The 14,127-nt window shown below is 63.7% G+C and carries 14 protein-coding genes and 1 pseudogene; 3 read left to right on the top strand and 12 right to left on the bottom strand.

Annotated features, from left to right (window positions below):
- The 8 genes and pseudogenes from ACB037_RS10545 to nudF all read right to left on the bottom strand — a co-directional run bounded on the left by ACB037_RS10545 (position 1) and on the right by nudF (position 4,970).
- Positions 1-867 (bottom strand): HlyD family secretion protein, encoded by an 867-nt coding sequence (locus ACB037_RS10545; RefSeq protein ID WP_069651983.1) that lies wholly within the window; start codon positions 865-867, stop codon positions 1-3.
- On the bottom strand, positions 860-1,102 hold the full coding sequence (locus tag ACB037_RS10540) for a DUF1656 domain-containing protein (protein WP_039039819.1): 243 nt from the start codon (positions 1,100-1,102) through the stop codon (positions 860-862). Before ACB037_RS10540 ends, ACB037_RS10545 begins: the two co-directional genes overlap by 8 nt.
- A 171-nt stretch (positions 1,103-1,273) precedes the next feature.
- Complete coding sequence (locus ACB037_RS10535; protein WP_371175315.1) at positions 1,274-1,678, bottom strand: GFA family protein; 405 nt, start codon at positions 1,676-1,678, stop codon at positions 1,274-1,276.
- Between the two features lie 36 nt (positions 1,679-1,714).
- Positions 1,715-2,337 (bottom strand): annotated as a pseudogene (locus tag ACB037_RS10530) (NUDIX hydrolase).
- A gap of 2 nt (positions 2,338-2,339) precedes the next feature.
- Positions 2,340-2,927, bottom strand: a complete 588-nt coding sequence (locus ACB037_RS10525) for a YqiA/YcfP family alpha/beta fold hydrolase (protein WP_041214383.1) — start codon at positions 2,925-2,927, stop codon at positions 2,340-2,342.
- Between the two features lie 9 nt (positions 2,928-2,936).
- Entirely contained in the window at positions 2,937-3,755 is an 819-nt protein-coding gene (cpdA, locus tag ACB037_RS10520) for a 3',5'-cyclic-AMP phosphodiesterase (RefSeq protein WP_039039757.1), read from the bottom strand.
- A 27-nt stretch (positions 3,756-3,782) separates the two neighbouring features.
- Positions 3,783-4,229: a DUF1249 domain-containing protein gene (locus tag ACB037_RS10515; RefSeq protein WP_039039758.1), complete on the bottom strand. Its 447-nt coding sequence runs from the start codon at positions 4,227-4,229 to the stop codon at positions 3,783-3,785.
- A gap of 99 nt (positions 4,230-4,328) precedes the next feature.
- Positions 4,329-4,970 carry an ADP-ribose diphosphatase gene (gene nudF / locus ACB037_RS10510; RefSeq protein ID WP_010672772.1) on the bottom strand — a complete coding sequence of 214 codons (642 nt, stop codon included), beginning with the start codon at positions 4,968-4,970 and terminating at the stop codon, positions 4,329-4,331.
- A gap of 306 nt (positions 4,971-5,276) precedes the next feature.
- On the opposite strand from nudF, the gene tolC reads away from it, so the two are divergent.
- Entirely contained in the window at positions 5,277-6,602 is a 1,326-nt protein-coding gene (tolC, locus tag ACB037_RS10505; protein WP_029313618.1) for an outer membrane channel protein TolC, read from the top strand.
- Positions 6,603-6,756: 154 nt separating this feature from the next.
- On the opposite strand, the gene hldE is transcribed toward tolC, so the two are convergent.
- Positions 6,757-8,184, bottom strand: a complete 1,428-nt coding sequence (hldE, locus tag ACB037_RS10500; protein ID WP_039039759.1) for a bifunctional D-glycero-beta-D-manno-heptose-7-phosphate kinase/D-glycero-beta-D-manno-heptose 1-phosphate adenylyltransferase HldE — start codon at positions 8,182-8,184, stop codon at positions 6,757-6,759.
- 248 nt (positions 8,185-8,432) lie between these two features.
- Here hldE and lpxL point away from each other — a divergent pair, with 248 nt between their 5' ends.
- Entirely contained in the window at positions 8,433-9,356 is a 924-nt protein-coding gene (lpxL, locus tag ACB037_RS10495; RefSeq protein WP_010672769.1) for an LpxL/LpxP family Kdo(2)-lipid IV(A) lauroyl/palmitoleoyl acyltransferase, read from the top strand.
- 114 nt (positions 9,357-9,470) lie between these two features.
- Here the strand turns inward: lpxL and ACB037_RS10490 are convergent, their stop codons facing one another.
- The 3 genes from ACB037_RS10490 to ACB037_RS10480 all read right to left on the bottom strand — a co-directional run bounded on the left by ACB037_RS10490 (position 9,471) and on the right by ACB037_RS10480 (position 13,243).
- Positions 9,471-11,450, bottom strand: coding sequence for a bifunctional 2',3'-cyclic-nucleotide 2'-phosphodiesterase/3'-nucleotidase (locus ACB037_RS10490; protein ID WP_371175347.1), 1,980 nt, complete (start codon positions 11,448-11,450; stop codon positions 9,471-9,473).
- A 127-nt stretch (positions 11,451-11,577) separates the two neighbouring features.
- On the bottom strand, positions 11,578-12,198 hold the full coding sequence (lysE, locus tag ACB037_RS10485; RefSeq protein ID WP_039039761.1) for an L-lysine exporter: 621 nt from the start codon (positions 12,196-12,198) through the stop codon (positions 11,578-11,580).
- A gap of 262 nt (positions 12,199-12,460) precedes the next feature.
- Complete coding sequence (locus tag ACB037_RS10480) at positions 12,461-13,243, bottom strand: LuxR family transcriptional regulator (RefSeq protein ID WP_010672766.1); 783 nt, start codon at positions 13,241-13,243, stop codon at positions 12,461-12,463.
- A 64-nt stretch (positions 13,244-13,307) separates the two neighbouring features.
- Between ACB037_RS10480 and ACB037_RS10475 the strand changes: the two genes are divergently transcribed.
- Complete coding sequence (locus tag ACB037_RS10475) at positions 13,308-13,937, top strand: acyl-homoserine-lactone synthase (protein WP_239052851.1); 630 nt, start codon at positions 13,308-13,310, stop codon at positions 13,935-13,937.
- Positions 13,938-14,127 lie beyond the last annotated feature (190 nt).

The raw sequence follows: 14,127 nt of genomic DNA, 5'->3' as shown, positions 1-14,127 counted from the left end.
CTAGTCCCCTATGGTGATGGTACAGGTCGTGCCCGCGATCAAGACCAGATCCGGGGGAATCGCCAGCAGCCTGATCCGCACCGGCACCCGCTGGGCCAGGCGCACCCAGGGCACGTTCGGCTTGACGTCGAGCAGCAGCCCCTCGCTGCCTTCCAGGCTCTGATCGTGAATGGCGCGCCCTATGCTTTCCACCTCCCCCCTGAGTACCCGATCCCCGCTGTAGAGCACCACCTCGGCCGGTTTGCCGGGGGCGATGTGCCTGAGCTTGGTCTCTTCGAAATAGCCCTGCACATAGAAGGAGTGGGTGTCTATCAGGGCCACCAGGGGCACTCCGGCGGTGGCGTAGTTGCCGACCCTGGCCTGCAGGTTGGTGATGTAGCCGTCGCTCGCAGCATGGACCTCGGTCCGGGCAAGGGACCATCTGGCCTGCTCCAGATTGGCTTGGGCCACCTCATAGGCCGCCTTCATCGCCTGGGCATTGAGCCTGGATTCATCCACCGCCTCGGCGGAGATGACGGTGCGGGAGAGGCTCTGGCGACGGTTCGCCTCGTGCTCCGCCTTGTCGAGATCCGACTTGGCCTTGGCCAGGGCCGCGCTGGCGTTGTCCAGCGCGATGCGATAGGGCTCGGGATCCAGGGTGAAGAGCAGCTCCCCCGCCTTCACCAGCTGGTTGTCCTTGACCCCTATCCTGACGATCTTGCCCGACACCTGGGGCGTGATGCTGACCAGCTCGGCCCGCACCTTGCCATCCCGGGTCCAGGGCCCCTGCATGTAGTCGTTCCACAGCCACCAGAGCGACACCAGCGCCAGGGCAAAGACCAGCAGGGTGGAGAAGTATTTGAGGGTCGCAAGGGGTGATTTAGCCATGTAGCAATATCCATAGGGCGCCGCTGACGGCGAGGATGAAGAGGGAGAGATCCATCAGCAGGGGGTGCCAGACCTCGCCGCCGTAGAGCCAGTCCCGCAGCAGATGGTGCAGCGGCAGCCAGCCCAGCAGGCCGAGCAGCACGGCCTTGAACAGGGGCGGAAAGTAGAGCGAGGCCCCGAGGATCAGATCCGGCAGCGCTGAAGCGGTCGTCACGGGTGTGCCCCCTGTTGGCAGAGATGGAATGAAGAGAGAGGCCGGGGTCCGCCGGGAGACGGACAGGACAAGGTTAACACAGCCATGGCGGGGGCTACACCAGCAGATGACCCCCTGAGGTGTCGTCACGGGAGTGGCGCGGCAGCACCTCGCCCGTCCTCCCCGCCACCCGTCGGGGCAGTCACTTCGCGTTCAATCGGCCACGGTATCTGCCGGGTGATGCACCCCGTCGCGGGTCGGCACCTCTCCCAGATCGAACGGGTTGACCCCCTCCAGACAGGCGAGGTTGTAGCCATATTCCGCAGGATTGGATCGGCGCTGGTGATGGGTGTAGATGCCGCAGACGCTGCAGAAGTAGTGTTTCGCGGTGCGGGTGTTGAACTGGTAGCAGCGAAGCGCCGCCTCCCCTTGCAGGATGCGGATGCCGGAGAGCAGCACCGAGGCGACGATGGCCCCACGCCGCCGACAGAAGGAGCAGTCGCAGCGGCGCGGATCCACCACGCCATCCGGCAGGGTCAGCTCCAGCACCACGGCGCCGCAGTGGCAGCTCGCCTTGTGTTTCTTCTGGATGGGGGTATTGCCGATGCGTGTGATCATGCTGCCTCCTTGCCGCAGTGTCAGGCTGCGAACCGGTTAATCGAACAGGGTATCCCGCCGCCCTTGTAAAAGATGGTCATGCAGGGTGCGTAGCTGGGACGCCACCACCCGGTGGCGGGAGAGTTCGGGCAAGGCGTCGATGGGGAAGTACCCCGCCCCTTTGGTTTCATCGGTGTCGGTAAGCAGAACGCCCCCCGCCACCTCGCACAGGAAGAAGGCCTTGTGGGCGTGGGGCAGCTGCGGGGGATGGGGATGCTTGAGCTTGTCGAACAGGGCCAGCAGTTGCACCGCCCGACAGGCGAGGCCGGTCTCCTCGCTCACTTCCCGCACCACGGCGTCCGCAGGCGAATCGCCGATGTCGCACCAGCCCCCCGGCAGAGTCCAGCAACCGTCACTGCGCTCCTGCACCAGCAGCACATGGCCCGCATCGTTCTGAATGAAGGCCCGCACATCGAGCTTGGGGTGGGATAGCCGCTGTCGAGGGCAATCCAGTCGCCGATGGCGTCGGGGGCCAGCTCGCTCTGGCTGGCGATGAGCGTCACCGTGGCCGCTCGCAGCGCCTCGAAGCGGGCGATGTCGAAGGGATCGCGGGAATAGGTGAGCCCCGCCTGGGCCGTGGCCAGCACCTGTTCGAGGAAGGCGGCCAACGGCGGCTGCACGGCTAGAGCCCGAGGAAACGGACGATTTGGGCGGGGTAGCGCTCGAAGCCTGTGAAGGCGTGATCGCCGCCACACTCCAGGGAGAGACGGGCAAAGCGGTATTCGTCCAGCGCCTTGCGATAGTCGAGCACCTCGTCCTCCTGCTGTTGCAGCACCCAGAGCCGCTCGGGAGCAGTCACCGGCACCGCCAGCGCTCTCAGCTCGTCCATGTGTCCGGGCAACAGTTCATAGCGTTCGCCGCTGTAGGGGTTGGTCTGGGGGCCGAGGTAGTCGCAGAGCAGCTCGTGGGGGCGCACCGCCGGGTTGATGAGGGCGGCGCGGCAACCGTATCGCTCGCTGACCCGGGTCGCCATAAAGCCACCGAGGGAGCTGCCCACGGCGCCCAGTCGCAGGGCGCTGCCGTGGCGGGCCTTCAGGTCGGCGATGGCCTGCTCGATGGCAGCCCAGGCGGCCGCCGGGGTGTTGGGCTGGGCCGGGATCACCACCTCGATATCGGGCCTGTTCTCTGCCACCCAGGCCGCCATCTGCTGCGCCTTGGCCGAGCCGGGGGATGAATTGAAACCGTGCAGATAGAGCAGGACGGGCTTCATGGCAACGCCTCAGTAACCGGTGGCATTGGGGTCGGGCACGAACTGCCCCAGCGGCAGGCGCCACACCTGGCTCGCCACCCGGCCATCCGGGTGCAGGGTGAGATAGCGCCAGCCCGGGCCGGATTCGTCCAGTGCGAAACCGTCGGAGAGCGGCTTGAACTGGATGCAGGTAGAGGGGCTGGCGATGAGCCGCACTCCGTGGTGCACCTCGTCAAACTCCTGATGGACGTGGCCGAACAGGATGGTCTTCTGCTGCGGGTGGCGGGCCAGCACGGCGAACAGGTCGTCGGCATTCTTGAGGTTGTGCTGATCCAGCCAGGCGCAGCCCACCGGCACCGCCTGATGGTGCAGGGCGATGAGGGCATGGCGCTCGGGATGCTGGCGCAGGGCCTGATCCAGGGCCGCCAGCTGGTGATCCCCCAGCACCCCGTGGGGTTTGCCGCGCACCTGGGTATCCAGCAGGATCACCTGCCAGTGATCCCCCACCAGTTGCTTGGCCTCGCTGATGCCGGCCGCATGGAGGTATTCGGTCATCAGGGGGCCGTCGTCGTGGTTGCCGGGCAACCAGTAGATGGGGCGAGCCAGGGGCGCCATCATGGAGGCGAAGCGCTGGTAGGACTCCGGGCTGTGATCCTGGGAAAGATCCCCGGTGGCGAGGATGAGATCGAACGGGTGCTCGTTGGCCTGCACCCGCTCCAGCACGGCGGCCAGACTCTGCGCCGTGGGCACGGCCAGCAGCCGCCCCTCGGCACTGGCGAAGAGATGGGTATCGGTAATCTGTAACAGGCGCACACTGCCGTCCGGCGCCTGAGGTAGCTCTGTTTCCAAAATCACGCTTCTTTTTTATGGGTTCGACTAGAGGATGTTAATCAGGCTGGTGCCGTGTTTGAGACAAAATCTCAACCAATCGGCCAAGAATAGATTTACCTGCTCCTTTTCATCCCTGTGATGCATTTTTTGATTGGGATAATCATAACGTGGTTGCAACATTGAAATCTGTTGCGCCGCACACACTTCCGCCATTCGCACATCATGATACAAACGAATCTCTATCCGGGCTTGCAAGTAGCTCGGCAATTCGGGGTTGTGCTGGGCCAGGATCACCTGGCTGGTGAAGCGGCTCTCCTCGGTCACCGTGAGCTGGAACTGCAGGCCGTTGCCGACCTGATAGCGGCGCTCGGCACCCACGCTGCCACCGGGCGGCAACAGTTTCATCAGCGCCATGTAGTTGACCTCGCAGGTACGCTGCAAGGACATCAAATCAGGCACATAGCGCTTCATCGGGCTCTGGACTAATGACATGTCGCGGCTCCCTCAATCAGGGTCCATGAAGGCTGGACCCACTGCACAGTGTTCCAGTCGGACACAGGGCACCTGACCCGGGCCTGAACGAGCGTCACCTCAGCGCCCCGCCAGCCAGCGTGCCCGCAGCTCGCCGTGATTCAGGGCCAGCCACTGCAGGGCGATGACGGAGGCGGCATTGTCGATGCGCCCCTCTTTGAGCCAGGCATAGGCCTGCTCGCGGCTCACCACGTGGACCCGGATGTCTTCCCCCTCTTCCGCCAGACCGTGGATCCCCTTGGCCTGACTGGCATCCACCTCGCCCACGAACACCTCGATGCGCTCGGTGCTGCCACCCGGGCTCACCAGATAGCTGATGGCGTGTTCGCAGCGTCCCACCTCGATCCCTGCCTCTTCCACCGCTTCGCGCCGCACCACTGCCTCGGCGGTCTCCCCTTCATCGATGATGCCGGCCACCAGCTCCAGCAGCCAGGGGGTGGCGCTGGTCTCCATGGCGCCGATGCGAAACTGCTCCACCAGCACGATCTCGTCCCGCACCGGATCATAAGGCAGCAGGGCGGCGGCATGGCCACGTTCGAACAGTTCCCGGACGATGGGGGCGTTCCAGCCACCGGCAAACAGCCTGTGTTGCAGGCGGTAGACATTCACCTTGAAGAAGCCATTATATCCAGCTGATTTTTCAATGATTTTCACATCATCGCTGGAGTAGTGGCAGGTTTGAGGCAAGGCTTGCTGTGACATTCGAGACTCCTGCCAGCTTGACTTGGCTTGGTTTGACCATAATATTCGGGGGCATGAATGAACATTCATTCACTCGCTCTCGCCGACGATGAGGGAAGGATTTTAGCAGCCACAGGGCATTTGGCTAGGCGCGTTGCCGAGAAAACTCGCCCCGGACCTTGACGTTTCCGCAGCTGGAAAAGAGACAGTTCGCAATGAAATCTGCTTATAGTAGAGTGGTTAAGCTGAAATCAAGCTTGGTCGGTGACAATCCCCCCTTCATCCAGCGGACAGCTTTGGGTTGATACAAAAGGTTAAAACTATCATATGAAAAGAACACTCTTGTCAGTCATGGTGATGCTGGGTGTGAGCGGCGCCGCTCATGCCGAAAACCTGCTCGATATTTACCAACAGGCCCAGATCAAGGACACCCAGCTGCTGGAATCCAAGGCCAAGCGGGACCAGGCCTTCGAGAAGATCAACGAATCCCGTGCAGCCCTGCTGCCCCAGATCAACCTGGGCGCCGGCCTGAACTACCTGCAAAACAAGAACGACACCATGACCAACACGGGCGCTACCGGCTCCGTGACCCTGGATCAATCCATCTACCGTCGCAGCAACTGGGTCAACCTGGATCTGACCGAGAAGAGCGCCACCCAGTCCGACGTGGCCTACAACCTCGAGTACCAGAACCTGATGCTGCGTACCGCCCAGGCCTACTTCGACGTGCTCAAGGCCATGGATACCCTGGAATTCGTGCGTGCCAACAAGACCGCGGTCGAGCGTCAGCTTGAACAGACCCAGCAGCGCTTCGAAGTGGGCCTGACCGCCATCACCGACGTGCACGAAGCCGAGGCCGAGCGCGATCAGGCGCTGGCGGACGAGATCAATGCCGAGAACACCCTGGACAACAGCTACGAGAGCCTGCGCGAGCTGACCGGTATCGACCACCGTCAACTGGACGTACTCAACACCGATCGCTTCAGCCCGCAGAAGACCGCGTTCAACTCCGACAAGTGGCTGGAGCTGGCTCTGGACAAGAACCTGGAGCTGCACAGCGCCCGCATCGGCAAGGACATCGCCAAGGAGCAGATCGATCTGGCCAAGACCGGTCATGAACCGACCCTGGATCTGGGCGCCGGCCTGAACGCCGGTTACAACGATTACAAGGACGAGATCCGCAACCCCGAGAGCAACAGCAATCAGGGCAACATCGGCCTGAACTTCAAGCTGCCCATCTACACCGGCGGGGCCACCACCTCCCAGGTCAAGCAGGCACAGTTCAACTACGTGGCTGCCAGCGAACAGCTCGAGCGCAGCTTCCGCTCGGTGCAGAGCACGGTCCGCTCCTCCTACAACAACGTGAACGCCAGCATCGGCTCGGTCCGCGCCTACAGCCAGTCCGTCATCTCCGCCGACAGCGCCCTGAAGGCGACCGAAGCCGGTTACGAGGTGGGTACCCGCACCATCGTCGACGTGCTGGACTCCACCCGCAAGCTGTATCAGGCCAAGCAGAAGCTCTCCGAGGCCCGCTACAACTACATCCTCAGCATCCTCTCCCTCAAGCAGGCCGCCGGCATCCTGGAGCAGAAGGATCTGGAAGAGGTGAACCAGGGTCTGATGCCCGCCGCCCAGGTCACCAAGAAGTCCTGAGCCATGCGCACACCATGAGAAAAGGCGACCCCGGGGTCGCCTTTTTCATCTCTGTTCGCCGCTGGAAGTGCGTTGGTCGGGGCCTGCCAGGCAGCGGTCATGTCACCGACCCGGCAGCCCCATCAAAAAACCCGGCCTTGGCCGGGTTTTACGCTTATCCGCGTTCGCGGATGGTCTTGATGATGTCGGTGGTGGAGCAGCCGTCCTCGAAGTTCAGCACTCGCACCTCGCCGCCATTGGCGGTCACCTCGGCGTAACCGGCGATCTCTTCGGGCTTGTAGTCGCCCCCCTTGACCAGGAGGTCTGGCAGGATCTCGGCGATCAGACGCTGGGGAGTGTCTTCGCTGAAGGGGACCACCCAGTCCACGGCACCCAGGGCCGCCAGCACAGTCATACGGCGCTCGGTCGGGTTGACCGGGCGACCCGGCCCCTTGAGGCGACGCACGGACTCGTCGGTGTTCACCGCCACGATCAGGCGATCCCCCAGCTTGCCCGCATTGGCCAGATAGGAGACATGACCCGCGTGCAGAATGTCGAAGCAGCCGTTGGTCATCACCACCTTCTCGCCGCGCAGACGGGCGGCCTGGACGGCCACCTTGAGCTGGGCCTCGGACATGACGCCAAAACCGGTCTCCTGCTCGGTGTAGAGGGCGTTGGCCAGCTCCACCGGGCTCACGGTGGAGGTCCCCAGCTTGCCGACCACGATGCCGGCGGCGGTGTTGGCCAGGGCGCAGGCCTCATCCAGACTCTTGCCTGCGGCAAGGGAAGTCGCCAGGGTGGAGATGACGGTGTCACCGGCACCGGTGACGTCATAGACCTCGTGGGCCTGGGCCGGCAGGTGCAGCTCGGGCTGCCCTTCGCGGATCAGGGTCATGCCGTTCTCGGAACGGGTGACCAGCAGGGCGTCCAGCTCGAAGCGCTTGACCAGCTCCAGCCCCCTGGCGACCAAGTCTTCTTCCCCCTTCACCTTACCCACCACGGCCTCGAACTCGGACATGTTGGGGGTCAGCAGGGTGGCACCGCGGTACTTCTCGAAATCGGTCCCCTTGGGGTCGACCAGCACGGGGATACCGGCGGCGCGGGCACGCCGGATCATGCCGGGCACATCGTTGAGGGCGCCCTTGCCGTAGTCGGAGAGGATCATCACGTCCGCCTGGGGCAGCGCCTGCTCCACCTTGCCCATCAGCAGGCTGGCATCCACGTCGTGGAAGGCCTCTTCGAAGTCGAGGCGCAGCAGCTGCTGGTTGCGGGACAGCACCCGCAGCTTGGTGATGGTCGGATAGTCGGTCAGGCGCACGAAATCACAAGCCACCTTGACCCCGGCCATCTGGCTGGCGAGGGCATCGGCGGCTTCATCCTGACCGGTCAGGCCCAGCAGCACGGCCTGGGCGCCGAGGGCGGCGGAGTTGAGCGCCACGTTGGCGGCGCCACCCGGACGCTCCTCGATGTGCTCGACCTTGACCACGGGGACCGGTGCCTCGGGGGAGATCCGGCCGGTAGGGCCATGCCAGTAGCGATCCAACATGACATCGCCAACGACCAGGATGCGGGCTTTTTCAAACTCGGGCAGGGTGATTTTCATCTGTATCGGCTCTCAAAACCTGAAAAATTCAGCGGCCGATTTTATCACACTCTTTTCCGGGGCGTGAAAAAAGCACGGCCCTGCCCCCTGACGCCCCCTCTGACCAGATGACGGCGATTCGCGCCCGCCCCCGCTTTTCGGATAGAATCCTCCACATGCGAGTGACCGCATCCGCGCCGGGCCACCCCACACAGGCCCCCCGGTTCGGTCGGACTCCCCCCTTTGCCTTTGCGAACAAGAGACTCTTCATGGCCCAAGAACACGCTCCCCGCCTCGAACCCCGTCTGTTCCATCCCCGTTACTGGGGGAGCTGGCTGGGCCTCTCCCTGCTCTGGCTGCTGGTGTTGCTGCCCTGGCGCAGCCAGATGTGGCTGGGCCGCCAGCTCGGCACCCTGGCCCGCAAACTGCTGAAATCCCGCGTCAAGATTGCCCGCCGCAACCTGGAGCTGGCGATGCCCGAGCTCAGCCGGGATGAGCGCGAAGCCCTCCTGGTGCAGAACTTCGAGAGCGTGGGTTGCGCCATCTTCGAGGTGGGCATGGCCTGGTTCTGGCCAGACTGGCGGATGCGCCGCCTGATGAAGGTGGAAGGGGAAGAGCACGTCATCAACGCCATGGAGAAGGGCCAGGGGATGCTGCTGCTCTCCTGCCACTTCCTGACGCTGGAGCTCAATGCCCGCTGCTTCGGCCTGGTGCGCCCCGGGGTCGGTGTCTATCGCCCCAACACCAATCCGGTGCTGGAGTACGCCCAGTACCACGGTCGCTGCGCCTCCAACAAATACCTGGTGGACCGGATGGACGTGAAGGGGATGATCAAGGCGCTGCGCAACGGCGACGCCCTCTGGTATGCACCGGATCACGACTACGGCAGCCATGCCAGCGTCTTCGTGCCCTACTTCGCGGTGGAGCAGGCCGCCACCATCACGGGGACCGCCACCCTGGCCCGTGTGAAGAACACCGTCACCCTGCCCTGCTACAACATCCGCACCCGGGAGGGCTACACCCTGCATATCGGGGCCCCGCTCGCGGACTACCCGAGCGGTGACGACATGGCGGATGCCAGCCGCGCCAACCGCGAAATTGAAGCCGCCGTGCGCAAGGCGCCGGAGCAGTACATGTGGCTGCACCGCCGCTTCAAGACCCGCCCCAATCCGGACGATCCCGGCTACTACTGATGCCCTCCCGCCCCGTCGACCGGGCAAGTCCAGACGACAGGACAGGATGGCACCGCGCCCCATGAAAAAGCCCTCGCACTGCGAGGGCTTTTTTGTTGGCTGCCAGCGTCTGCCTTACTGGCGGATCAGGCGGTAGATGGCGTAGCCGGGGTGCTTGGCGTCATCCATCGGCAGGGTGGACTGGTACGACAGATCCGCCCCCGCCAGGGCCTTGGCCTCGTCGGTCGGCGAGGAGTAGAGGCGCACGTCCACGTTGGCGGGCAGGGGCTTCATGTGCCAGTTGTTGTTGGCCGCCGGGCTGAAGCCAGCCGGGTTGTCCGCAGACTGGGCCTTCAGGTACTGGGCGATGATCTCCCGCGTCTCGAAGGGATCTTCATGGACGATGTTGCTGCCGTCGATGCCCGGGAAGTGGCCGCCGCCGCTGGCGCGGTAGTTGTTGGTCACCACGTAGAACTTCTGGGCCGGGTCCACGGGCTGGCCGTTGAAGGTGAGGCCGCTGATGCGCTGGCCGTCGCTCACCTTGACCCCGTCCTTGCTGTAGCGGGCCGGCTGGGTGATGTCCACCTCGTAGTTGACCCCGTCAATCACATCGAAGTTGTAGGTGGGGAAGCTCTCGTTCACCAGCCACTGCACCTCTGTCTTGCCGGTGTCGATCTGGTTGAACTGGCCGGCGCTCATCTCCAGCCACTCCTTGACGGTGGCCCCGTTCACCTCGACCACCTGCAGGGTGTTCGGATAAATGTAGAGGTCGGAGACGTTGCGCAGGGAGATGTCACCCTGGGCCACGTAGGTAAAGTCGTTGATGCCGTTGCGACCGCCACGGAAGGGGGCCGCCACCGACAGGATGGGGTAGGACTCCTTGAGCAGGCCGTCTTGTTGCAACTGCTCCGCGTGGCGGCGCTGGGCATCGCTCACCAGCTGCACCGAGGGGTCGTCCTGCACCAGGGCGAAGAAGCTGTGGATGGGGGAGGTGATCTTGCCGAGCGGCTCGTCCAGCCACTGGTTGGTGGCGTCGTGATCCGCCTGCACCAGGTCCACCACCCGCTGATCCACCGCACTGCCCTCGCTGGCGTCTATCTTGCGCAGGCTGGCCTGGCTCTGCTTCACCTGCCACTTGCCGTCCACCTGTTCCAGCTTGAGGTCGATGATGCCGAGGTGGTTGCCCCAGTAGCCGGGCATCACGGTGGGGATGCCGCTCAGGGTACCGGCCTGGTTGTCCACCTCCGGCAGATCCGGGAAGTCCCCGGGGAAGTTCTTGTGGGCGTGGCCCAGCATCAGGGCGTCCACCCCCTTCACCTTGGCCAGATGCCAGGCGGAGTTCTCCATCATGGCCTCGTAGCTGCTGGCATTGATGCCGGTGTGAGCCACCACCACCACGATGTCGGCGCCCTTGGCGCGCAGCTCGGGCACATAGTGATTGGCGGTCTCGACCATGTCGGCCACCACCACCTTGCCCTCCAGATGGCGCTTGTCCCACTGCAGCACCTGGGGCGGGGTCAGACCCAGGATGCCCACCTTGACGCGCTGGCGCTGGCCCTTGTCATCGGTCACCTCGCGCTCCAGCAGCAGATAGGGGGTGAACTTGTTGCCGCTCCAGTCAATCTGTCCCTTGGCATCGCGCTTGAAGGCCCCCGCCTCGAACACGTTGGCGTTCACATAGGGGAACTCGGCCCCCGCCAGCACCTTGCCAAGGTAGTCCAGGCCGTAGTTGAACTCGTGGTTGCCCAGGTTGCCCGCGTCGTAGCCCAGCTCGTTCATCGCCTTGAACACCGGGTGCGCCTGCTTCTCGAGGTAGCCGGCACCGGACTGCTCGAAGATGTAGTCCGCCAGCGGCGTGCCCTGAATGAGGTCACCGTTGTCGAGCAGCAGGTTGTTGGGGTTCTCGGCGCGGGCGGCGCGGATCAGCAGGGCGGTGCGGGAGAGGCCGAACTTGCGATCCTCCTTGTTCTGGTAGTAGTCGTAGCCCAGCACGTTGGAGTGGATATCAGAGGTCTGGATCAGGCGCAGGGAGACGGTCCCCGGCTGCGCCTTGCTGTCATTCTCGTTGCTGCAGGCAGACAGCAGCACGATGGCGGCAATAGCCCCCAGCTTCATGGTGTTATTCACTGTTTTTTCCCTTTTATTATGAGTAACGCTTTACCAGCGCCGGGAATTTAACAGACGAATATGTCAGCAGATGGCACCGGGACTCATTTTTATGAAGCCCGGCACAAAAATAGCCTCACGAGGCCGGTATGGCACCCAATGCCAGCTTGGCCGCCAGCACCAGCATGATGAGACCTACAACAAGATCAATGGCTTGCTGCACCCGGCCCCGGGCAAGCCAGGGGGAGAGTGCCGCCGCCCCGAACGCCAGTCCGTAGAACCAGACCAGAGAAGCCAGCATGGCCCCCGCCGCGAAGGCGGGTCTGAGCTCCTCGGCAAACTGGCTGCCGAAGGAACCAAGCAGCATCAGGGTATCCAGGTAGACGTGGGGATTGAGCAGGGTCACTCCGAGGGTCATGGCCAGCACGCTCTTGACCCCCATCAACCGGGGCGAGTCCGCCAGGGCCGCCTCCTGGCCGCGCCAGGCACTGCGCAGGGAGCGCACCCCGAACCAGCCGAGGAAGAGCACGCCGCCCCAGGTCAGCAGGGCCAGGCCGATCGGGCTGGCCGCCAGCAGGTTGGCCCCGCCGAACACCCCGATGCCGATCAGCACGAGATCGCACAGGCAGCAGAGGGTCGCCGTCAGCAGGTGGTGGTTGCGGTGAATGCCCCGGCTCAGCACGAAGGCATTCTGGGCCCCGATGGGGATGATCATGGCAAGGCCGAGGGTAAAGCCTTGCAGGGTGGTGGCGAACATGGGGAGGCGTTCCTGTGAAAGAGAGAAACGCACTATAAGGGGGCGCGGGTAATCAGAGAAATTCATTCATTTTCTGATGCATTCATAAAACTGATGATAACCGGGCCGAAACCACACAAAGAAGGTTGTCAATTGCAGGATCTGACAATTGTGGGGTCACAGCCCCGCCCCGAGAATCGGCGGCAGGATGGGACGGCGCAGGACAGCGGTGATGGCGACAGAGGGGATGCCAGGCGACGAGCCGGTGCCGCCGGGCCTGTATTCACTGCAGCAGGGAGGGGAAGTTGGTGACCACCACCTGCTCCAGGTTCGGCAGCAGGATGCCGCTACTCACCCCCTTGGCGATGGCCTGGTAGCGGTTCATCGACCCCGTCTTGCGGGTGACCTGATTGAGGTGGTAGTTCACGGTGCGCTCCGTGATGCCGAGGATGCAGGCGATCTCCCCCGATGTCTTCCCTTCGCTGGCCCAGAACAGGCACTCGGTCTCCCGCTCCGTCAGGGGCTCCTGGGGATCGTCCTCCCTCATGCTCTGGCGCACGATCCGGATCGCCGCCTCGAAGATGTAGTTGGACATCCAGGAGAGGATGGGCGAGGACTCCAGCATCAGATCGCTCGACGCCCGCTCCCGGGTGATGAAAGAGAGTATGCCGTTCTCCCCCGCCGCCCCGTGCAGCGGGAACGAGATGCCGTTGCGCAACCCGAATTCCGCCGCCAGCCCCATCACATCCATGCTCCCCTCTTGCAGGAAGCGCGCCTTCTCGTCCAGCCGGTTCCAGTAGATGGGCAGGGTCTGCCTGCGGGCGAGCTGGATGATGGGATCGCAGGCCAGCATGTTGTTCAGGGTGTAGGCCTGTACCCAGGAGTCGGGGCACTGGTTGAACAGCACCACCTTGGGCCTTTGCATCGACATGGGCAGGATGAGGGCGAAGCGGTAGTAGTCGTAACCCATTCCCAGGGTGAAGCGGCCGATGAGCTCGGACAACCGGTTGCCATCGGTCACCAGCGTGAAATGTTCCAGGTACTCAAGCAGTTGGTCGCGTGTCATAGGCAAGCCTCCCCTGGCCAAGGCCTTGGATTATAGCGCCTAACCATGAAATGGAGAGACATGAATGCTTGTTTTCAAAGGAAAATTGAAAGAACACCCCAGATGGGAGGTCGAAAACGAGCTCTACCGATTTCGCAACCGCGTCTTCTCCGATCGACTCGGTTGGGACGTGGAATCCCGCCGTGGCCTGGAGCGGGACAACTTCGACAAGCCCGACACCCACTGGGTGCTGATTGAAGACAAGCAGGGGCTGTGCGGCTGCATCCGCCTGCTCAGTTGCGCCCAGGATTACATGCTGCCCAGCATCTTCCCCACCGCCCTCGCTGGCGAGGCCCCGCCGCGCGGCAACGACGTGTGGGAGCTGACCCGCCTCGCCATCGACGCCGACCGGGCCCCTCGCCTGGATAACGGCATCAGCGAACTCACCTGCGTCATCTTCCGCGAGGTGCTGGCCTTCGCCAGGGAGCAGGGGATCCGCGAGCTGGTGGCCGTGGTCAGCCTGCCGGTGGAGCGCATCTTCCGCCGCCTCGGCCTGCCCATCGAGCGCCTCGGCCATCGCCAGGCGGTGGATCTGGGGGCCGTGCGCGGAGTCGGTATCCGCTTCCACCTGGACGAGCGTTTCGACCGCGCCGTCCATCGCCCCCTGCAGGGCCATTACCGGCCGGCGGGGGATGCACTGCTCGCCGTCATCTGAGCAAAAAAAGTCCCGGGACCTGCCCGGGATTCAAGACGCTCGCTATGGTCCGTTTCCACCCCATGCAAAAACGGACCGGGTGAGTATCTTATGAATCTCACGTCAGGACTACTGTCACATCTCACAGGGGCGGCCCCGGGCACGGGCCCCCTCCATGGGGGCGGTCAGGTTGTCCTCTGGCGCTCCCTTG

This window comes from Aeromonas sp. S19(2024) (assembly GCF_041402625.1).
Lineage (GTDB): Bacteria > Pseudomonadota > Gammaproteobacteria > Enterobacterales > Aeromonadaceae > Aeromonas > Aeromonas caviae.
This window is presented reverse-complemented; position numbering and strand designations above follow the sequence as displayed.

What these genes read in the sequence shown, in the direction of transcription:
- ACB037_RS10545 (WP_069651983.1), bottom strand. Translation starts at nt 867, where the DNA reads ATGGCTAAATCACCCCTTGCGACCCTCAAATACTTCTCCACCCTGCTG.
- ACB037_RS10535 (WP_371175315.1), bottom strand. Translation starts at nt 1,678, where the DNA reads ATGATCACACGCATCGGCAATACCCCCATCCAGAAGAAACACAAGGCG.
- ACB037_RS10525 (WP_041214383.1), bottom strand. Translation starts at nt 2,927, where the DNA reads ATGAAGCCCGTCCTGCTCTATCTGCACGGTTTCAATTCATCCCCCGGC.
- ACB037_RS10515 (WP_039039758.1), bottom strand. Translation starts at nt 4,229, where the DNA reads ATGTCATTAGTCCAGAGCCCGATGAAGCGCTATGTGCCTGATTTGATG.
- nudF (WP_010672772.1), bottom strand. Translation starts at nt 4,970, where the DNA reads ATGTCACAGCAAGCCTTGCCTCAAACCTGCCACTACTCCAGCGATGAT.
- tolC (WP_029313618.1), top strand. Translation starts at nt 5,277, where the DNA reads ATGAAAAGAACACTCTTGTCAGTCATGGTGATGCTGGGTGTGAGCGGC.
- hldE (WP_039039759.1), bottom strand. Translation starts at nt 8,184, where the DNA reads ATGAAAATCACCCTGCCCGAGTTTGAAAAAGCCCGCATCCTGGTCGTT.
- lpxL (WP_010672769.1), top strand. Translation starts at nt 8,433, where the DNA reads ATGGCCCAAGAACACGCTCCCCGCCTCGAACCCCGTCTGTTCCATCCC.
- ACB037_RS10490 (WP_371175347.1), bottom strand. Translation starts at nt 11,450, where the DNA reads ATGAAGCTGGGGGCTATTGCCGCCATCGTGCTGCTGTCTGCCTGCAGC.
- lysE (WP_039039761.1), bottom strand. Translation starts at nt 12,198, where the DNA reads ATGTTCGCCACCACCCTGCAAGGCTTTACCCTCGGCCTTGCCATGATC.
- ACB037_RS10480 (WP_010672766.1), bottom strand. Translation starts at nt 13,243, where the DNA reads ATGACACGCGACCAACTGCTTGAGTACCTGGAACATTTCACGCTGGTG.
- ACB037_RS10475 (WP_239052851.1), top strand. Translation starts at nt 13,308, where the DNA reads ATGCTTGTTTTCAAAGGAAAATTGAAAGAACACCCCAGATGGGAGGTC.